Annotated in this window: 18 protein-coding genes; 12 read left to right on the top strand and 6 right to left on the bottom strand. The window is 59.4% G+C overall.

Features of this window, described 5'->3' with window-relative positions; genetic code table 11:
• Positions 1–533 precede the first annotated feature (533 nt).
• Complete coding sequence (locus RWK44_RS29140; protein WP_168302854.1) at positions 534–848, bottom strand: hypothetical protein; 315 nt, start codon at positions 846–848, stop codon at positions 534–536.
• 124 nt (positions 849–972) lie between these two features.
• Between RWK44_RS29140 and RWK44_RS29135 the strand changes: the two genes are divergently transcribed.
• Positions 973–1,227: a hypothetical protein gene (locus tag RWK44_RS29135; protein WP_131663869.1), complete on the top strand. Its 255-nt coding sequence runs from the start codon at positions 973–975 to the stop codon at positions 1,225–1,227.
• A 188-nt stretch (positions 1,228–1,415) separates the two neighbouring features.
• Here the strand turns inward: RWK44_RS29135 and RWK44_RS29130 are convergent, their stop codons facing one another.
• The gene (locus tag RWK44_RS29130; protein ID WP_316029803.1) at positions 1,416–3,353 is read right to left on the bottom strand and encodes a DUF4396 domain-containing protein; all 1,938 of its coding nucleotides are present in this window, start codon (positions 3,351–3,353) and stop codon (positions 1,416–1,418) included.
• 248 nt (positions 3,354–3,601) lie between these two features.
• Between RWK44_RS29130 and RWK44_RS29125 the strand changes: the two genes are divergently transcribed.
• Both RWK44_RS29125 and RWK44_RS29120 read left to right on the top strand, forming a co-directional pair.
• Complete coding sequence (locus RWK44_RS29125) at positions 3,602–4,771, top strand: FAD-dependent monooxygenase (protein WP_316029802.1); 1,170 nt, start codon at positions 3,602–3,604, stop codon at positions 4,769–4,771.
• A gap of 177 nt (positions 4,772–4,948) precedes the next feature.
• Entirely contained in the window at positions 4,949–5,152 is a 204-nt protein-coding gene (locus RWK44_RS29120; protein WP_168281720.1) for a hypothetical protein, read from the top strand.
• A gap of 210 nt (positions 5,153–5,362) precedes the next feature.
• Here the strand turns inward: RWK44_RS29120 and RWK44_RS29115 are convergent, their stop codons facing one another.
• The gene (locus RWK44_RS29115) at positions 5,363–5,542 is read right to left on the bottom strand and encodes a hypothetical protein (RefSeq protein ID WP_020049667.1); all 180 of its coding nucleotides are present in this window, start codon (positions 5,540–5,542) and stop codon (positions 5,363–5,365) included.
• 307 nt (positions 5,543–5,849) lie between these two features.
• Between RWK44_RS29115 and RWK44_RS29110 the strand changes: the two genes are divergently transcribed.
• The 4 genes from RWK44_RS29110 to RWK44_RS29095 all read left to right on the top strand — a co-directional run bounded on the left by RWK44_RS29110 (position 5,850) and on the right by RWK44_RS29095 (position 10,362).
• Positions 5,850–6,086, top strand: coding sequence for a hypothetical protein (locus tag RWK44_RS29110; RefSeq protein ID WP_221945891.1), 237 nt, complete (start codon positions 5,850–5,852; stop codon positions 6,084–6,086).
• 548 nt (positions 6,087–6,634) lie between these two features.
• Positions 6,635–7,531 carry a hypothetical protein gene (locus tag RWK44_RS29105; protein WP_168281716.1) on the top strand — a complete coding sequence of 299 codons (897 nt, stop codon included), beginning with the start codon at positions 6,635–6,637 and terminating at the stop codon, positions 7,529–7,531.
• A 203-nt stretch (positions 7,532–7,734) separates the two neighbouring features.
• Positions 7,735–9,852, top strand: a complete 2,118-nt coding sequence (locus tag RWK44_RS29100) for a catalase (protein ID WP_221945890.1) — start codon at positions 7,735–7,737, stop codon at positions 9,850–9,852.
• 150 nt (positions 9,853–10,002) lie between these two features.
• Positions 10,003–10,362, top strand: a complete 360-nt coding sequence (locus tag RWK44_RS29095) for a low affinity iron permease family protein (RefSeq protein ID WP_168286546.1) — start codon at positions 10,003–10,005, stop codon at positions 10,360–10,362.
• A gap of 100 nt (positions 10,363–10,462) precedes the next feature.
• Here the strand turns inward: RWK44_RS29095 and RWK44_RS29090 are convergent, their stop codons facing one another.
• A complete protein-coding gene (locus RWK44_RS29090; protein WP_025394249.1) occupies positions 10,463–10,870 on the bottom strand; it encodes a low affinity iron permease family protein in 408 nt (135 codons plus the stop codon).
• Between the two features lie 342 nt (positions 10,871–11,212).
• Here RWK44_RS29090 and RWK44_RS29085 point away from each other — a divergent pair, with 342 nt between their 5' ends.
• A complete protein-coding gene (locus RWK44_RS29085) occupies positions 11,213–12,304 on the top strand; it encodes an extracellular catalytic domain type 1 short-chain-length polyhydroxyalkanoate depolymerase (RefSeq protein ID WP_168339313.1) in 1,092 nt (363 codons plus the stop codon).
• Positions 12,305–12,346: 42 nt separating this feature from the next.
• Here RWK44_RS29085 and RWK44_RS29080 read toward each other — a convergent pair whose 3' ends face one another.
• Together RWK44_RS29080 and RWK44_RS29075 are read right to left on the bottom strand one after the other, a co-directional pair.
• A complete protein-coding gene (locus RWK44_RS29080; protein ID WP_077981194.1) occupies positions 12,347–12,646 on the bottom strand; it encodes a DUF6074 family protein in 300 nt (99 codons plus the stop codon).
• 108 nt (positions 12,647–12,754) lie between these two features.
• On the bottom strand, positions 12,755–14,773 hold the full coding sequence (locus tag RWK44_RS29075) for an adenine deaminase (protein ID WP_316029801.1): 2,019 nt from the start codon (positions 14,771–14,773) through the stop codon (positions 12,755–12,757).
• A gap of 73 nt (positions 14,774–14,846) precedes the next feature.
• Between RWK44_RS29075 and RWK44_RS29070 the strand changes: the two genes are divergently transcribed.
• The 4 genes from RWK44_RS29070 (at position 14,847) to RWK44_RS29055 (ending at position 18,697) form a co-directional block, all read left to right on the top strand.
• A complete protein-coding gene (locus tag RWK44_RS29070) occupies positions 14,847–15,887 on the top strand; it encodes an ABC transporter substrate-binding protein (RefSeq protein WP_131640260.1) in 1,041 nt (346 codons plus the stop codon).
• Between the two features lie 132 nt (positions 15,888–16,019).
• On the top strand, positions 16,020–16,844 hold the full coding sequence (locus tag RWK44_RS29065; protein ID WP_316029800.1) for an ABC transporter permease: 825 nt from the start codon (positions 16,020–16,022) through the stop codon (positions 16,842–16,844).
• Complete coding sequence (locus RWK44_RS29060) at positions 16,841–17,632, top strand: ABC transporter permease (RefSeq protein WP_017964016.1); 792 nt, start codon at positions 16,841–16,843, stop codon at positions 17,630–17,632. The genes RWK44_RS29065 and RWK44_RS29060 overlap by 4 nt, the downstream gene beginning before the upstream one ends.
• A gap of 6 nt (positions 17,633–17,638) precedes the next feature.
• The gene (locus RWK44_RS29055; protein ID WP_077981198.1) at positions 17,639–18,697 is read left to right on the top strand and encodes an ABC transporter ATP-binding protein; all 1,059 of its coding nucleotides are present in this window, start codon (positions 17,639–17,641) and stop codon (positions 18,695–18,697) included.
• The last annotated feature ends 6 nt before the right edge of the window (positions 18,698–18,703 follow it).

The following is an 18,703-nucleotide window of genomic DNA, read 5'->3' as shown; positions in this document are numbered from 1 at the left end:
AGTTAAGCGCCTGTTTCGTTGATAACTCCGAATGCAGGCGCTTTCTTCCTCACTTTCCCTCCCGCTTTTGAAATGCGCCTGGAGCGCAAAGCATATGCGATCAAAACTGATGGCAGCGGACGTCAGCGTTTCGTTTTTTTGGGGTATGGACGGGACCGAAGGGGCAACGGAACATTCCCGTTGGTGCATCGAACCACATTTGAGAAAGCAGTCGATATAGGAAAAATATGACACTAAGGTTTTGCGGTCGCCCCGATGATCGACGGGTCGGATCGGCCAAGCAACTATCGCCCTCAGAGCGCGTGTCGTACCTCTCGTCGTACCGTGGTTATTGCGCCTCCCTCACCTAGCCCTAAATCGGCACCCCCTAATCCTTGCGAAAATTCACGAGGCGCATAAATTCAATCTATCAGATGGCTTTTGCTGGTGACCACGGATGTACTGGCACTGTGCTGACGCAATCAAAGAAGGGTCGGCGCGAGCATTCGCCCGACCTTTCTTGTTCTCCAAGACCGTTCTGTCGCTACTACCGGCTAAAAATCGAAATACACGGTCACACCTGACCGACGACGATACGGGTAATGGTCGCGATAGCCGTAATAGTCGCGACTGCCGTAATACCGCGGACGATAGCACGAGCCGTAATACCGGCAGTCGCGGTAAGCGTACCGGTGTTTCTTCCAGTGGCCATACGCATGTCCATTACCGTGGCGACGGTGTTTGACCTGCTCGACGTCGAGGGTGTGCATATGTACTGCATTCGGCACAACGATCGGCGCGGCGTTTAGCGGCAGGGCGAAAGATGCAGACAAGACCATGACTGCAAGTGAGGAAAAAAGCATCTTCATCGGCGCATCCTTTCAGGCTGCGATTCTGGGTTAATGAGGATTAACCTCCGATGAACGGCTGCAGCATCTACGACAGGTAGGCATTCGCTGGCCAACCAACCGCCGGAGGTGTACAGCAAAGACCATGGCTCTCGATCCCGAAAAAGCATTTTTAGATTACAGTGCGGCGGACTGCAGCGTGCAGTTCTGGACCGCCAAGGCACCGGCCGTGCAATTCACATCTTTGGAAGCCGCGGTCAGGTTCGCAAAAGACCATGGCGGCAGGTGGGAAGAGATTGAGATCACAGTCCATCTGCCGCGCGAGGACATCGCGTTCGCCACCGGGAAAGTGCATCAACTCATCGACGCTTTGCCAGCTGACCTCCGGAAAAAACGGTAGCGGTGGATTGGCATTCAAATAACGACCGGCCGGCTCGCCGCTGGTGTTGGCCACGGGAGGACGAGCGAGATCGGTCTTCCGGCGCCCGCCGCATCGCGGCGGAAGGGGAAGGTTGACCGCAGCAGTGCGCAGAGACGTGCCTGACCGCTGCAGCACGTGGCGGGTCGGTGCTGCGGCGGTGTTTTTTGTCAGGCCTCGACCTCGATGACCATCATCAGGCCGCCGCCCCCTTCGCTTTCGGTATTGTTGTTGGTCGTGTGGTGCCCGATGTGGCAGTGAATGAGCCATTTGCCGGGATTGAGCGCCGTCCAGATAACGTCGTAGCGCTGTCCTGGGCCGACATTGACGGTGTCGGCCTCAAAGCGCGCTGTTGGCGAGAGGTTGATGCCGTCACGGGCAACGACGGTGAACGGTCCACCATGAATATGCATCGGATGGATGAAGCCATTGTTCGACCCGACAAAGCGCACCTTCAGGGTTTCGCCGACCTTTATTTTGATGATGTCGGTTTCGGGATAGGCACGGCCGTTGATGGTAAAGTAGTTGGGCTGCCCGCCATCCATCGGCATGGCTGGATAGGTGAGGCCCTCGCGCTTCAGCCATTCCTGCAAGAGAATGACATATTCGCGGTCTGCCATCGTGGTCGGATCGGCTTGCGCCGGATCGATCATCAGCGCGCCATAGAGGCCCAGAGCCTGCTGCCGGTCGACGTGGTCGTGCGAGTGATAGAAATATGAACCCGACTGCCCGGCAGTAAATTCGTAGACGTAGGTCTCGCCCGGATCGATCGGCGGTTGGGTGATTTCTGCCGGTCCGTCCATCTCATTGGGAAGGACCAAGCCGTGCCAATGCACTGACGTGCTTTCGGGCAAGCTGTTTTTCACGTTGATGCGGACGCGATCACCCTCATGGATCTGAAGCCGTGGACCGGGTAGCTGGCCATTGAAGGTGTAGGCGTCGACCGTGATCCCGGGCAGAATCGTCCAGCGAACGACCTTAGTCTCCATATTGAAGACCTTGACGCCATCCTCGATGCGCGGTTCGAGCACACGGTCGCCGCGCGTGTCGAGGCCATAGGTAGCAGTGATATAGCGCGGATGGATCGCCGCCATATCCAGCATTGCCTCGGCCGGCGTGTCGCGATCCATGATCATGCCCGGCGGCATGATGGCGCCCCCTACATCGCGCGCACTCAACGTCATATTGACCCAGTTGGCAGGGGCGACCATCCCGATCAGCAACAACATCAGCGAAATGCCGCCAACGGCGGCGAGTTGTGGCACAGGCGCATCCGGGACCATGTCGTGGTCGGAACCGTGGCCATCATGATGGGGAGCGCTGCCGCGACGCGGCGACCGCGGAGCTTCCATCGCCGCGTGTTGATGGTTTTGCTTCGGCTCATGCGCTGGTACGGCGGGCTCCGAACGGTTTTCGCGCGCATGCTTGGCATCATCCGAATCGCCGCGATCGGTCATCAGACCGTGCTTGAGACCACGGGCGACCATCCAGACATTGGATGGGTAGGCGAAGGCGAACCCGGCCATGACGCCCAACGACATGACACCCCAGAATAGGAATTCGGTCGGTTCCATGGCGCGCATATCGCGGCCCATCATCAGGAAGCTCATGACGGGCGCCATGCCGGCCATCATGAAATTCATGGAGATGAACTCAGGCAGGAAGGACTTTCGTACGTTTTCCCAGTAGGTGCCGCCCATCATGTTCTTCATGAAGAGGGCCTGGAAGATGAAGAGGCCGACCGCGAACCCGGCGATGTACTCGACGATCAGGTCGAGCCACATTGGCAGACCCAGTAGCGCGACGATCACCGCGGCGATGATGATACCGGTGGCATCTCCCGCCACACAGTGGATCGTGGAGCCGATGCCCTGCTTCCACAACGGTTTGACGAACTCCTCGTGCGTGCCCGGCCGTGGCTCCTTGTCGGCGAGCACATAGATCAGCAACCCGAAGGGACCGAGGTAGAGCGTGACGAGGATGAAGCCCCACTTCATCACCACCGGCTCGGGATTGTTGGCGTGCTGGTCCCAGGCAACGTACAAGGTGGACGCAAGGGCAAGTGCAAACCAAACAAGCAGAAAGTAATCAACTGGCTGAATGAGCATCGTTCCGCCTTTGATAACATTGGCACTTGATTTGGAGCGGGCGCCGCCCCCGGCAAGGGCGACGCCGTCAAGACAAACGCTTCAATTGGAAATTCGCGCCGTGTAGCCGAGGTCGTTCACGGTATCGGCAGCCGGTTCGCTCGCCCTCCGCCGTTGAGTTACTTGATCGATTTCTCAGGTCGGTGGAACGCTCCAGGAACGTTAGGCGTTCGGTCTCAACAGCAACTCACGGCATGGGGAGCGACATCATGCGCATCGTCATCGTCGGCGCTGGCATTGCAGGTTTGGCTATGGCAAGGGGTCTTCGCCTCATCGGCCACGAGGTCGAAATCTATGAACAGGCGACGGAGTTAAATCCGATCGGGGCGGGCCTGAGCCTCAGCGCCAATGCGTTGCGCGCCTTGCGCACGCTCGGTCTGTATGATGCCGTGCTCGCCGAGGCGCAGCATATTGACTGCATCGCTTTGTTGGATCACAGCGGTGACGTGCTGCAGACGACGGACCTGGCGGACTTCAGCCAGCGCTATGGCCATCTCAGCATGGTGGTGCTTCATCGCGGCGGCTTGCACCACGCTCTGTTATCGGCGGCGCCTCAATCAGCCATTCGCCTCGGCATGGAATGCGTGGGCGCACGAACGCATGAGGCCGGTGCCGTACTGAGGTTTGCAAATGGCCATACCGTCGAAGCCGACCTCGTGCTTGCCTGCGATGGCGTCCATTCCGCCATACGCAAGGCGGTATTCCGCGAAGCGCGTGAGCGTTTCGCGCGCTATACGTGCTGGCGCGCAATCTCGCCTGGAATACCGGCGGGATTTGATCCGACCCGCCTCTCGGAGAGTTGGGGTGCTGCCGGCAAACGTATCGGCCTGGCCGCCATTCCGGGCGAACGGATCTACTGGTTCGCGTGCTGCGGCGCCCGCAGAATCAAGGATCCTGACTTGGCCAAGATTGGGCTCACCGAACTCCAGGCCATGTTTGCCGAATTCCACGATCCTGTTCCGGAGGTGCTCGCCAGCACCTCTTCAGACGCCGTGATCTGGACTGACATCGAGGATCTCGACCCCATGCCGTCCTTCACGCATGGCAGAATTGTCCTGCTCGGCGATGCTGCTCATGCCGTGACGCCCGATCTCGGACAGGGCGCGGGCTTGTCGATAGAGGATGCAGCGGTACTCGCATCGCTTCTCGGCCGCCTTCCGATCGATGAGACCCTGCACGAATACGATGCCCGGCGCGTCGGTCGCGCGCATCGCCTCGCCTCCGGGTCCCGCCTCTACGCAAAGGTGGCCCAGTGGCAAAATCCACTCGTTGTTCCACTTCGCAATCGCGTGGTGAAGAGTATCCCGGAGCGCTTCCTGGACCGCCAACTCGACGCGGTCCTCGACATCGATTTCGAGCCGGTGCAGGCTGCGGCCTAAACAGATCGCACAACGGTGCGCAAGGGTATTGCGACAACGACAGGCTGGTCTAGAAGCGATCAGCCGCCCCTGAGTGTTCTGATTAAAACACCCAATATGCCCGCTTAATTCCGCTTTCACTGGAACTCTCGCAGCCGGTCGCTGTTTTGCATCCAGGCAACGGAACGGAGGATAATCATGACTTCCAAACATCCCAAGTCAACTCGCCCTACCGACGCAGATCTCGAGCGAGATCCGGGTATCGGACAATCGAAGGGGCTGCATCGTGACACGGGCGCGGACGATATTGCCGGGCAGAACACTGAAGAAGGCGATGTGGCCAACGACACCAACCGATTTGGCGGCATAAACCCCAAACAGCGCGGTCGCGCGAACAAGTAGAAAAGATCCATGACGGACGATTCCGCCATCGCGCACTGTACAACCACGAGAGCAGGCATGCTCGATAAAATCACCGGCTGGCGCGCTTATGTTGCGGGTCGCCAACCGGCGAAATAGCCCGCCGGTGCCACGCCGATTTCACGCTTCAGGAACCTGAGCGCTGAAGCGTCCGGACAGCGCATGCTTGTACCGACAAACAGACGCCGGCCTCTAGTAGCTGCATGAACGGCCGTCGCCGGGTCGGAATCCATCCGCACAGGCTGGGTTCATTGAATCGCCCGGCTGATATCCTGATGCTGAGCCATATGAATTTGGTGGTGTCGAGCAGGCCGAGGTCATGGCGGCAAGGCTGATTGCCGCGGCTGCTACAAATGCCTGAAATCTGTTCATCTATGCTTCTCCAGTTTTCGACGCGATGAGAGCCTCTCCCCTTCGGAATGCCGGGAGAAATTTTCCCAGAACTCATCTGCTCCCAGATATCTTGAGCCTCAACATATAGGCGCGCTCCTCGGTTGGCGTTAGCTCCGAACGTGCAAGATTCTCTTCGACCTTCATAGGCTCTGCAACGGCAACCGGGGCTCTCGAACTGTTTCCGTTTAAAAGCGACGGAAACTCCGCTTCGGCCACTCTTGACTCGCGAGCCGAGCGGAACATAATAGGAACATCGGCTTAGTGGCCGCCAATCTGAAAACTTGCGGTGGAAACTCTGAAGGAGAGCGAGGTCGTGCGTCCGCAGATAGCTGAAAAACTGGCAGAAGAAGCGCTGAGAGGAGAAGTCGACGCAGTTGTCGCCTTTCACGATGGGGACATCCGCTCCGCCATTACGACATTGCTGCTGGATTGCCGTCACCTGCGGCTTCAGCTTGCTCTTGCGGAAAGAGGGATGAACTGCGGCATGACACGTAGATGGACACCGACTGTCGAACGGGCATGAAACATCGCCGCAGTATTGAGCTCGCACCCCCTGATAGCCATGCAGTCGAAATCGAAAAGGAAACGCTGTCGACCCTGCCGCGGTGGTATATCATCCATGCTCGTTGCCGCAGATGCCTTCACGAAACATCTATCGACCGGCAGGAAATTGCCCGGCGCTACGGCGATGACCTGTCTCTCGCCAAGCTCGCCAGGCGCCTCAAATGTCAAGGATGCGGCAACCGGTCCGACAATGTGCTGTTACTTCAGAAGCTGCCGCGCGATTGAAGGAGATTGCGCCAGATCGTGTCGGGTTTCGGCTGAACCCGCGCGGGCAAGCCGGCCCACGTGAGCGGCTCAGCCGCTGCTGAAGCAGCCCAGCTTGGCGCACAACCCAGATAGAAGCCGCTCGGGAACAAACGCCGTGGATAAAAGTTGAGTGGCATCAACCACGTAACGTCAGTTTCTGACAGGAGGTCTCTCATGGGTCGCGGTATTCTGCTTTGGCTGCTTGGTGTTCCACTGCCGATCATCATCCTTCTTGCTCTGTTTATGCGATAGGAACAGATCATGTCGGTTTTAATGACAGGTTCCGGGGAGATTGCTACCCCGGTTGAATCCTCCAAATCCGCCATGACGTGGGGGCCGATCTTCGGGGGCGCCGCTGCGGCCATCGGAGTGACCCTCATACTTTTGCTGCTTGGATCCGGGGTCGGGTTGACGATGGTATCGCCCTGGTCGGGGCAAAGCAGTTCACTCGGCACGGTCGGGGTGACGGCGGCGATCTGGCTCGTTGTCGTGCAATGGCTGTCCTCCGGGCTCGGAGGCTATATCACCGGCCGGCTGCGCACGAAGTGGGCAGCCGTGCACACCGACGAGGTGTTCTTCCGCGATACCGCGCATGGCTTCATCAGCTGGGCGCTGGCGACGATCTTCGTTGCCGGATTTCTAGCGTCGTCGCTGACCTCGCTTGCCGGTGCGGGGGCACAAGCCGTGGGTTCGGCCGCCACCGCCGCAGGTACGGCGGCAGCGTCGACGGCATCGACCGCAGATCTGCCCACCGCCTATTTTACCGACGCTTTGCTGCGTCCTGAACAGGCCCGCGCAGGAGCAACATCCGATGATACTGCTGCAACGGCTGAGGTTTCCCGCATCCTCCTCAACGGTGCAGCCGCCGGCCAGATCCCTGATGACGACAAGGCCTATCTGGCCACCATCGTCTCTGCTCGCACCGGTCTTTCCGAGGCCGATGCACGCACCCGCGTCGACACTGTGCTGAAGCGCATCGACGACGCCAAAGTCGCCGCTCAGAAAGCTGCTGATGAGGCACGCAAGGCTGCCTCCACCACGGCATTGCTCGGCGCGTTGTCACTTCTGATCGGGGCTTTCATCGCTGCCGCCGCCGCTGCCTTTGGCGGGTCGCAACGCGACGAAGAGGAAGACCTCCTCGTCACGCCCCGGATCTAAGGCCCGGGGCTCAGGATCAACGGAAATCGGGGCGCGGGTCGAAAGGCCCCGCGCCCCATTACGTGGAGCCATCCCCGGCTCTGCCGCGGTTGGGTGATCGTGCGCTGCAAGTCTTTTTCCCCCTGGCGGTTTATTTCGCATCGGGCGGAACATGTCGCCGTTGGGGAGCTTCGGTTAGGTCAAACCTTTTCCGGAGAATGTAGATGGCCAAGAAGACCTCCCAAACCTCGCCCTCGGACAACGCGACGATCCATGATCAGAAACTGCACCGGGGTGCAGGCGGCGAGCTTCATCAGTTTGCCGAAGACGGCAAGCCGGTGCTGACCACAGCGCAGGGCGGACCCGTCTCAGACGATCAGAATACGCTTCGTCTCGGTGCCCGCGGCCCTGCCCTCATCGATGATTTCCATTTTCGCGAGAAGATCTTTCATTTCGATCACGAGCGCATCCCCGAGCGGGTCGTCCATGCGCGCGGTTACGGCGCCCATGGCTATTTCGAAACATATGAATCGCTGGCCGCCTATACCCGGGCCGATCTTTTCCAGCGGCCAGGCGAAAAGACGCCGGCCTTCGTTCGGTTTTCGACCGTCGCCGGTAGCAAGGGTTCCTTCGATCTGGCGCGCGACGTGCGTGGTTTCGCGGTCAAGATCTATACGCAGCAGGGGAATTGGGACCTCGTCGGCAACAACATCCCGGTCTTCTTCATTCAGGACGCGATCAAGTTTCCCGACGTCATCCATTCCGTAAAGCCGGAGCCCGACAAGGAATTTCCGCAGGCGCAGTCTGCTCATGACAATTTCTGGGACTTCATCAGCCTCACACCCGAAAGCATGCACATGATCATGTGGGTGATGTCGGACCGCGCCATTCCGCGGTCGTTCCGTTTCATGGAGGGTTTCGGCGTTCACACCTTCCGCTTCGTCAATGCAGCGGACGAATCGACCTTCGTCAAATTCCATTGGAAACCGAAGCTTGGCCTGCAGTCCGTCGCCTGGAACGAAGCAGTCAAGATCAATGGTGCGGATCCAGACTTCCATCGCCGCGACCTCTGGCAGTCGATCCATTCGGGAAACTTCCCCGAATGGGAACTCTGCGTGCAGCTTTTCGATCAGGATTTCGCCGATACGTTCGACTTCGACATCCTCGACCCGACAAAGATCATTCCCGAGGAGATTCTTCCGGTCAAACCGATCGGCCGTCTCGTCCTCGACCGAATGCCAGAGAACTTTTTTGCAGAGACCGAGCAGGTCGCGTTCATGACGCAGAACGTTCCCCCCGGCATCGACTTCAGCAATGATCCGCTGCTGCAGGGACGAAACTTCTCCTATCTCGATACGCAGCTGAAACGTCTGGGCGGTCCGAATTTCACCCATCTGCCGATCAACGCGCCGAAGTGTCCCTTCCACAATTTTCAGCAGGATGGCCATATGGCGATGCGCAATCCTGTCGGACGCGTCAATTACCAGCCGAATTCCTGGAATCAGGGGCCGCGGGAATCGCCGGTTCAGGGCTATCGCCACTTCCCGGCCGAAGAACAGGGTCCCAAGGTTCGGCTGCGCCCGGAAAGCTTTGCCGATCACTACAGCCAGGCCCGGCAGTTCTACATCAGCCAGACTCCGCCGGAGCAACGCCATATCGCTGCTGCGCTCATCTTCGAACTGAGCAAGGTCGAAACGCCGGTCATTCGTGAGCGTATGGTCTCGCATCTGATGAATATCGATGAGACCCTGGCCAGCAAGGTCGGTCACGCCCTCGGCTTCAAATCGATGCCGAAGCCTGCCGACGCGGCCATGCCGACGCGGCAGGATCTGGAGCCGTCGCCGGCGCTCAGCATCATAGAGCGCGGTCCGAAGCGGTTCGAAGGACGCAAGCTCGGCATTCTTGTCAGCGATGGCACCGATGCCGCCGTCTTCAAGGCGCTGCTTGCGGAGATCACGGAGCAGAAGGCAGCATTCGAAGTGATCGCGCCAAAGATCGGCGGCGTGACGCTCTCGGACGGCAACTGGATCGAGGCGCATCAGATGATCGACGGCGGACCTTCAGTACTTTACGACGCCGTCGCCCTCCTCCCCTCAGCCGAGGGAACCGCCGATCTGCTGAAGGAGGCAACGGCCCGCGATTTCGTGGCGGACGCCTTCGTACACTGCAAGTACATCGGTTATTTGGAAACAGCGTTGCCGCTGATGCAGAAGGCCGGAATTGCCGATTCACTGGATGAGGGCGTGATGGCGCTCGGAGCGGCGAAAGACGTTCCGGCTTTTATCAAGGCGCTTGGCAAACTGCGTGTCTGGGGCCGGGAGCCATCGGTCAAATTAAATTGACGTCTCGTCGCCATAACGGCACGAGCGTGGCTAGTCGTCAGAATAAAACCCGCGGAAACGCGGGTTTTATGTCGTTTGCAGCGCCCTAATTATTGAACTGAGGTGATGGAAGCTGCTCCATCTCCAGTTTTACGCGCTGTGGAGAGCCGTATGCGCTCGCACTTTCGCCAGATCTCTGATTTGGCCGTCTTATGGGCAGGCCATCGTGTGGTTCCTGTCACGCTGATCGCGTTCGCAGCCATTTGGGCGGCAGTGGGTCTCAGCTTTTCCTTCCCAAAGCAGTGGTTTTTGCTGACCAATATGGTCGGTACTCTCATCATATTTTTTATCTTGCTGCTGGTGCAGCACTCCCAAAACCGGGACATGACGGCGCTCCATGCCAAGCTCGACGAACTGATCCGGTCGAGCGAAGCAGGAAACCAATGGATTGCGGCTGAGAAGAAAGATGCCGACGCGATAGAGGGAATGCGCCAGCTACACCACGGCCAAACCTCAGAGACGTCGACCTAAAGCGCGTCGCAATCTTTCAGATTCGCTCCCCGCGCTTCAGATCTTTACTGTTACGCGTGTCGTTATCGCAAAACTGCTGCACAGTTTTGCGCGACATGTCCTAGACGGACGCTGCCTCTGCGGCAGATTTCTCATCCGCTTTGTCCTCGACGCATTCTGCTTTCTCGGCAAGGGTCTTGCTCATTTCCCTGAGTTCGCCCTCATCCAACTTTTCGATGCCGACAAACTTATTGGCCGCCTGGCTCGTCAGGATGAGTTCGTCAAGTTTGGCCTGCAGAGCCTTTCCGTCACGGTTCTGGCTGTTCTGCAACACAAATACCATCAAGAAGGTAATGATGGTGGTAGTGGTGTTGATCACAAGTTGCCAGGTCTCTGAATAGCCGAAAAAAGGGCCGGAAACCGCCCAGACAAGCACCAGCGCCAAAGCCGCGACAAAGGTGAACGGCTTTCCCGAGAGATCGGCGACGGTGGTCGCAAAGGAAGAGAAGAAGTTGGATTTGTTCGACATCTGTAAAGCCTCGTTGGGTCGCAATGCTGTCAATCGACAACATCAACTCTACATACGGGCCGAAGTTCCTCGCGCCGCCGAGGTCAATCAAGAGGTCCGACGCTCTTCCTTCGCTGCCCGCGGAGAAGATTGTCGCTGATAACCCGTACCTTCACGGATGTTCCCCCTGCCGGGCAAAAGAAATAAGATATCTGAATAGCTTAGCTGGTTCACTCAGGAGAAGTGGCCCGCCCAACCAAAAACGCGCCAGAAAACATTGTGCAGCGCAGCAACCTTTTCGTAGACTGACGCGTTTAGTTCAGCATCACCGCCGTCCCGGCTGCTGATTGGCGGAGACTTTCAATGAGATCTATGTCAGACACCCTCGCACGCCTTGCTGCGCTGCGAGGAACCCTTCGCGCCCGACCCTCGCAGGACAATCCCGATCTCGTCGCCTTGGACGCATTTGGCTCAAACCCGGGCGCTTTGGGGGGCTACATCTATTTGCCGTCGAAGCGCGGGAAAGACATGGCCCTTGTCGTTGTCCTGCACGGCTGCACCCAGACCGCCGCCGGATATGATATTGGGTCCGGGTGGTCGCGATTGGCCGAGGACTATGGCTTCGCGCTGCTGCTTCCCGAGCAACGACGGGCAAACAATCCAAACCTCTGCTTCAATTGGTTTAACCCAGAGGACATAAGCCGGGATCACGGCGAGGTCTTTTCCATTCGCCGGATGATCGCAAAGGTCGTTGCGGAACACGGTATCGACGGCAGGCGCGTGTTCGTGACCGGGCTTTCGGCCGGCGGCGCCATGGCCGCAGCCATGCTCGCCACCTATCCTGAGGTTTTTGCAGGCGGCGCAATCATCGCAGGCCTGCCATATGCAAGTGCAGCAACCATTCCCGAGGCGTTCGACCGAATGCGCGGCCATGGCAGTCCGACTGGCAAAGAGCTTGAACTGCGATTGAGAAACGCCTCAGGGCACAAAGGCCCGTGGCCGACATTATCACTCTGGCAGGGAACCGCAGACAGAACCGTCGTGCCATCCAATGCGAATGCGATCGTGGAGCAATGGAAAAATATCCACGGTGTCGACGCATCGCCGGGCCGCGTCGAAGATATCGGAAGACACCAGCGAAAGGTCTGGACCGATGCTCACGGTGTCGACGTGATCGAGCTCTATACGATTGCCGGGATGGATCACGGCACGCCGCTCGATGTCGGCACCGGCTACGGAGCAAGCGGCCCCTTCATGCTTGACGTCGGAATTTCATCGACCGTCGAAATTGCCAGGTCCTGGGGTCTGGTCCCCTCATTTGAAAAACGGCGCGATGCAAAAGCCTTTGCTTCGCAACCGGAAAACGTCGCAGGCCCATTCGGCGCGGACAGCGACCGTGGCAGCATTCAGAAAATCATTGAAGACGCCCTTCGGTCCGCCGGACTGCTGCGATAGTCGCAAGGCATACGACGGCCGTCAGAACCCGCGAGATCGGCGCTATCGGTTTTGAGACTTGGGCAGTGGTCCGTTTTGGTGGCTGAAGACGAGTTCGCTCTGGACATCTTGCTGAAACTGCAGCACCCGCTGACCGACATCGCTCTCCGGCATCCCTGCGGCCAGAAGCTGATCGGCAAGCCTGCGGCATTCGGCCTTCCAGAATTCTATCGCATCTGCGCCGTGCCGCCGGCCGAGTTCGCGAGCGCAGCGCTCGACATTGGCAGTTCCGATTCCAGCGGGAAAGGCAATAATCTTGCCTTCATTGGCGCCGGCAGGCCGGCGGGTCATTTCAGTAGCCATCGAACACAGGTTCCTTTGATCCTGTTCGTTGTCTACGGGACTATGGTTAATGCTTTCTATTGCTGCGGTAAGAAGATCAATCAGGTGGAAATTTAGCGGGCCGCAATGTCACCAGACAATCGGATGGGTTTTGCCGGTGAGCACGTTCACGAACCCCTCCGGCGCCAGCTCCGAGGGCGCGACCAGGACCCAGCGCCAAGGCGAGCAGGTCAGCGTCGCAAACGACAGGCGTTCGGGAAATCCCGGCCACCATCGAGGCGAAAAAGTCGGCTCGTACATCCAGTCGATCCCGGCGCCGGCGGCATAAAGAGCCTGCATCTCTGCATCGAGCACTTCGGCCGAACGCGCCGTCATCAGGCCGCCGACCTCGTAGTGGACGCGGGCGAGAATCTTGCCGGCGGATACCAGCACCCAGCCGCCCTGCTGCTCGTTCAAGGCATTGACTGATATCGCCATCGCCTCATCCGATGAGCCGACCGTCCAGATATTGTGCTTGTCGTGCCCGAGCGTGGAGGCGAGCGCCGTCTCCGGCGTGCGCGGCCCGGTGCCCAGCCAGAACATCCTGGAGACCTTGGCCTCCCCGGAGAACCGGTCGACAATCGAGAATTTGGTGACATTGCGCGCGGGATCCCGCTGCACGGCGCCCTCTTCCACCGGCAATTCCATGGTGATGAAGTCGTCGTGCCAGTGAAACGGCCGCAAAAGTGCAGCGTTGACGGTCGTCCGGTTCGGTGGCGCCTCGATGCGGAAATCGTCAGCCGTGACCGTCCTGTCAATTTTCACGGTGCGCGTCGCCCATTGCGGCCAGTCGATTTCAGGACGGACTCCAATGAAGGTCGCACCCTCGGACACGGGACGCCCGTCCGCCCACACTTTTTCGATCGACAGGCTGTCGACGTCGCTGAGAAGAACAATATCGGCGAAGCGGCCCGGCGCGATCGATCCGACCCAGGGCGTCAGCCGCATATGGCGTGCCGGATTGAGGGTGACGCACTGGATGGCGATCTCCGGCGCAAGGCCGTTTTCAATGGCGAGCCGGACATTGTGGTCGGTCGCGCCGATTTTCAGTGTGTCCGAGGCGCTGCGGTCGTCGGTCACCAGAGCGATCTGCGACCAGTCCGTCAGTCCCTTGTCGATCAGTCCGCGGATGACCTCCGGCAGGGAATGCGGCCTGAGCTCGATGAAAAGGCCGTGGAGGAGCTTCTGCCAGATCTCATCGAGAAACCAGCCTTCGTGATCGGAGGCGAGGCCTGCCGCGGCAAAGGCATTGATCGAGGCTATGTCGCGCAGTCCGGCACCGTGGCCTTCGACCACGCCGCGCTGCTCGAAGGTCGCGCCGATCATGCCCCACAGCCGATCGTAGGAAGGATTGCCGGGATCGGATATGGACGGCCAGTCCATGACCTCGTCGAGCCCGGCGACCATCAGGCTTTCGGAAAGGAAGGCCTTCTGCTCATCGTAGCCGAACCAGCCGCCACCCCATTCATAGGCGGTCGGCGGGACGGCGGAGCCAGGCAGCGGAAAGATTTTCATCGGCGATCCGCGCCGGCGCGCTTCCAGCCAGAATTCCAGATTGCGGGCGCCGTTGACGTTGGAAAATTCGTGGCTCGCCTCGCATGTCCAGGTCACGCCATGCGGCATCACCAAAGCCGCCTCCCATTCCGGCGTCAGATGGGAGCTTTCGATATGTTTGTGTGCCTCCCCGAAGCCCGGCACGGCCGCAAGATCCGGCTCGGAGAACCGCTCGTTCACCTCGCCTGCGTAACTGCCGGCGGGGCCGACATAGGCGATGCGGCGGCCCTTGATGACGATCTCCTGATCGTCGAGCCATGTCCTCGAATGGACATCGAGCAACCTGCCGACCCGCAACAGCCTGTCGGCGGGCCGTCGTCCGAGCGCCGTCAGCACGAGATCCTGGCGCGTCAGCACCTCGTCGGAGGCGTTGATCAGCAGATCGTCGGGAAGGGTAGTGCGCGAAGTGGCCATGAATGGAATGCCCGTGAGAAGCTGGAACCGCCGGACCGTAAAGACCACACGCCGATGTGTAAAGCGATGCTCCGGTCTTGGAAAATTCCTCGCACAAGAGCGTATTTGCTCAATTATTGAGCTTGCGGCCCGATCGATCAAAAAATAGTATCCCTCAAATCCTGGGGGTATCATCTCGATTGCCAACGCCGTTTTTCACAGAAGGACATTGCTCATGAAGGCCAGACGTTTTGCCCGAATCCTGTCTCTCGCGCTGCTTGCCGCCGTCGGCAGCACCGCTGCGGCCCATGCGCAATCAAAGACGCTGACTATCTCCTGGTGGGGCTATAACGGCGAGAAGATGAATGCGAACATCATCACGCCTTTCAAGAAGATCTGCGGCTGCGAGATCGTGTTCGAGACCGGCAACAATGCCGACCGGCTCAACAAGCTGAAACTGCGCGATGGCAAGGGCGTCGATGTCATCTATCTCACCGACAGCTTCTCGCAGCTCGGCATTGAACAGGGATTGTTCCAGGAGATCGATGCGTCGAAGATCCCCAACCTCGCGGATATCTACGAGCTGGGCAAGGCGCCTCAAGGCAAATACGGCCCCGCCTATACGATCGGTCGCGTCGGCATCGTCTATGATTCCGCCAAGGTCAATCCGCCGATCACTGCCTGGGGCGACCTGTGGCGCGACGATCTGAAAAGCTCCGTCTCCCTGCCCGGCATCACCACCACTGCCGGCCCGCTGGTCGTTCTGGAAGCCGGCAAGCATGGCGGCGCAGATGCCTATGAGGACACCGACAAGGCCTTCTCGGAAATCGAGGCGCTGAAGCCCAATGTCGTCAAGAACTACAACACCGGCTCGGAGCTGGTGAACCTGATATCAACAGGCGAAGTGCGTGTTGCGCTGGCCCAGGACTTTACCTTGGCATCGATGCAGGCGGCCGTTCCGACGATGACATGGGCCAAGCTCAAGGACGGCGATATCGCCACGCTGAACACCGTGAACATCCCGAAGGGTTCGGAAAATGTCGAACTCGCCCATCAGTTCATCAACTTCATCCTGTCCAAAGAAGTCCAGCAGGCTGAAGCCGAACAAGGCGTCGATGCGCCGATCTCGACAAAGGTCAGCCTGACGCCGGACCAGGCGAAGATCTGGACCTATGGCGCGGATATGGTGGCAGGCCTCACCCGCATCGACTATGCCAAGATGAACGCTGCCAAGGCCGACTGGATCGATCGCTGGAACGAAGTCTTCGGTCAGTAAGCTGCGCGATATCCTGGCCTGAGACCGGTTCATTGCCAGTCCTGGGCTAGACCTGGGCCAGACCTGGAAGCGCCGCACATCCGAATCCGAGATGCGGCGCTCCTGATATCCGGACATGTCACGAGTTTTAAGATGAAGCATTTTGCCAGATGGGGATTGACGATGCCGGCGACGATTGCCGTCGTTGTGCTTCTCATCGTTCCCGTCGCCATCACCATCGCTGCGACGTTTACCGAGCCGAAGGGCGTGTTTGCGCCCTATGTGACATTCTTCAGCAGCGGCTTTCGGCGGGCGGTTCTTTATCGGACGCTGGAAATCGCCCTGATTACGACAGCGATTTCACTCACCGTCGGTTTCATCACCGCCTATGTGATCGCGCAGATGCCCGGTCGCGCAAAGAGCATCATGATCGTCGCAGCGGTCTTTCCGCTGCTGACGGGTGTCGTCGTCCGATCCTTCGCATGGCTGATCATTCTCGGGAAGAACGGTATCCTGAACGCCATGCTGATCTCGACCGGCATCCTCAGTGAGCCGCTTTCGATGCTCTATACCGAAGGCTCGGTGATCGTCGCCATGGTCTATCTCTTCGTTCCCCTGATGATCCTGACACTCGTCGGCGTGCTTGAAGGCATCCCGCGCGATCTGATCGATGCCTCCGCCTCGCTCGGCGCAAGGCCGCTGATGACATTCTTTCAGGTGATCCTGCCGCTCGCGACACCCGGCCTCATCGTCGGCGCGGTCCTGGTCTTCACCGGCAGCTTCACTTCCTATGCGACACCGCAACTGCTCGGCGGAGAAAAGCAGATGATGATGGGGACCTTCCTCTATCAGCGCGCCATGGTGACTTTCGACTGGGTCGGCGCATCGACGATCGCCGCCATCATGGTGGTGCTGACGCTCAGTGTCGTCCTGATCATGAGCCGCATCGCACGCCGGCTCAATCCGATGGCGGTGTGATGGACAGGCGCGTTCACCCGATCCTCGCCGCCTTCGCGGCCTGCGTTTTCTTCTTCCTGCTCGCACCGCTCGTCATCATCATCGGTGCGGCCGTCAGCGACACGACCTATCTGACCTTCCCGCCGCAGGGCCTGACATTGCGGTGGTTCGTCAATATCTTCGAAATCGAGGCCTTCCGCACGACCGCGATCACCAGCCTGCAGGTCGCTTTTCTCGGCACGGCGCTGTCGCTGCTGATCGGCGTCCCGGCCGCCTATGCGATCAACCGCTACCGGGTGGAATTGCCGCGCTGGCTTTCCACCATTTTCGTGCTGCCGATCCTGGTGCCGGAGATCGTCTTCGGATTTTCGCTGATGAAATCCGTCACGATCGGCCTCGGGCTGCCGATCTTCATCAGCCTGCTGGTCGGCCATGCACTGCTGATCCTGCCCTATTCGGTGCGTGTCGTCGGCGCCAGCCTGGCGGCCTTCGATTTTTCCGTCGAAGAGGCGGCGATCAGCCTCGGCTGCCCGCCATTGAAGACCTTCCTGACCGTGGTCCTGCCGAATATCCGCGCCGGCGTCATTGCCGCCTTCATCCTCGCCTTCATCACCTCGATCAACGACGTGTCGGTTTCGGTCTTTCTGACCGGGCCGGGTATCTCGACGCTGCCGATCCAGATCCTTGCGCATATGGAACAGTTCTTCGATCCGACGATCGCATCGGTCTCGGTGCTGCTGATGTTCGTGACAGTCGGCGTCATGGCCGTCGTCGAGGCCACGCTCGGCCTCACCTTCCTGACAAAGTAGAAGCTCTTGACCGTATCCCTCACCATCGATTCGATCTCCGCCCATTACGGCAGCACCCAGGTGCTGAAGGACCTGTCGATCTCAGTCATGGCCGGAGAGCTGGTGTCCCTGCTCGGCTCCAGCGGCTGCGGCAAGACGACGACATTGCGCCTCGTGGCCGGCTTTTTGCAGCCGAGCAGCGGCAGCATCAAGCTCGGCGAGCGCGACCTGACCGGACTTCCCGCGCATGCGCGCGACATCGGCCTGGTTTTTCAGAACTACGCGCTTTTTCCGCATCTGAGCGTCCAGGACAATGTTGCCTTCGGCCTGAGGCAGCGTCGCGTTCCCCAGCAGGAACGGGCGAAAAGAACGATGGCCATGCTGGACCGCGTCGGCCTTTCGGCCTTCGCCGACCGCCTGCCGTCGGCCCTGTCGGGCGGCCAGAAACAGCGCGTGGCGCTCGCCCGGGCACTGGTCATTGAGCCGCCGCTTCTGATGTTCGACGAGCCGCTTTCCAACCTGGATGCAAAGCTCAGGATCGACATGCGCGTCGAAATCAGACAGCTCCAGCGCGCCAACGGCACGACGTCACTTTACGTCACCCATGACCAGGAGGAGGCATTCTCGATCTCCGACAGGGTGGCGATCATGAATGCGGGGCGCATCATGCAGCTCGACGCGCCTGAGGTGCTGTATCGCCAGCCGGCCAATGCCTTCGTCGCCCGTTTTGTGGGCTTCGAGAACCTGATCCGTATGAAGGTGGCTGAGCGCAACGGCGCGCTTGTGGTGGCCGAGACGACCGGTGGAGCGCGGCTGCAGCTGTCGCAGGAAACATTCGGGCCGATCAAGGACGACTTTGTCCTGGCCTGCCGCGCAGACGGTCTTTCTGTCAGCCGTGATGGCGATGGCATCGCGGCCGTGCTCGGCACGCGCACCTATCTCGGCCGGGCCTATCAGTACAAATGCATGACATCAGCTGGAGAGATCACCGCCAATGGGGCGTTGTCCGATCCGCTGGAAACAGGGGCATCCGCCGTGTTGACGCCTGTAGCAGAGCAATGCTGCATTCTCGATCCGGAAGATTGAAACGCT

Origin of the sequence: Rhizobium sp. 25PS6 (assembly GCF_032464655.1) — a bacterium.
Classification (GTDB): Bacteria; Pseudomonadota; Alphaproteobacteria; order Rhizobiales; family Rhizobiaceae; genus Rhizobium; species Rhizobium laguerreae.
This window is presented reverse-complemented; position numbering and strand designations above follow the sequence as displayed.

What these genes read in the sequence shown, in the direction of transcription:
- RWK44_RS29140 (WP_168302854.1), bottom strand. Translation starts at nt 848, where the DNA reads ATGAAGATGCTTTTTTCCTCACTTGCAGTCATGGTCTTGTCTGCATCT.
- RWK44_RS29135 (WP_131663869.1), top strand. Translation starts at nt 973, where the DNA reads ATGGCTCTCGATCCCGAAAAAGCATTTTTAGATTACAGTGCGGCGGAC.
- RWK44_RS29130 (WP_316029803.1), bottom strand. Translation starts at nt 3,353, where the DNA reads ATGCTCATTCAGCCAGTTGATTACTTTCTGCTTGTTTGGTTTGCACTT.
- RWK44_RS29125 (WP_316029802.1), top strand. Translation starts at nt 3,602, where the DNA reads ATGCGCATCGTCATCGTCGGCGCTGGCATTGCAGGTTTGGCTATGGCA.
- RWK44_RS29120 (WP_168281720.1), top strand. Translation starts at nt 4,949, where the DNA reads ATGACTTCCAAACATCCCAAGTCAACTCGCCCTACCGACGCAGATCTC.
- RWK44_RS29115 (WP_020049667.1), bottom strand. Translation starts at nt 5,542, where the DNA reads ATGAACAGATTTCAGGCATTTGTAGCAGCCGCGGCAATCAGCCTTGCC.
- RWK44_RS29105 (WP_168281716.1), top strand. Translation starts at nt 6,635, where the DNA reads ATGTCGGTTTTAATGACAGGTTCCGGGGAGATTGCTACCCCGGTTGAA.
- RWK44_RS29100 (WP_221945890.1), top strand. Translation starts at nt 7,735, where the DNA reads ATGGCCAAGAAGACCTCCCAAACCTCGCCCTCGGACAACGCGACGATC.
- RWK44_RS29095 (WP_168286546.1), top strand. Translation starts at nt 10,003, where the DNA reads ATGCGCTCGCACTTTCGCCAGATCTCTGATTTGGCCGTCTTATGGGCA.
- RWK44_RS29090 (WP_025394249.1), bottom strand. Translation starts at nt 10,870, where the DNA reads ATGTCGAACAAATCCAACTTCTTCTCTTCCTTTGCGACCACCGTCGCC.
- RWK44_RS29085 (WP_168339313.1), top strand. Translation starts at nt 11,213, where the DNA reads ATGAGATCTATGTCAGACACCCTCGCACGCCTTGCTGCGCTGCGAGGA.
- RWK44_RS29080 (WP_077981194.1), bottom strand. Translation starts at nt 12,646, where the DNA reads ATGGCTACTGAAATGACCCGCCGGCCTGCCGGCGCCAATGAAGGCAAG.
- RWK44_RS29070 (WP_131640260.1), top strand. Translation starts at nt 14,847, where the DNA reads ATGAAGGCCAGACGTTTTGCCCGAATCCTGTCTCTCGCGCTGCTTGCC.
- RWK44_RS29065 (WP_316029800.1), top strand. Translation starts at nt 16,020, where the DNA reads ATGAAGCATTTTGCCAGATGGGGATTGACGATGCCGGCGACGATTGCC.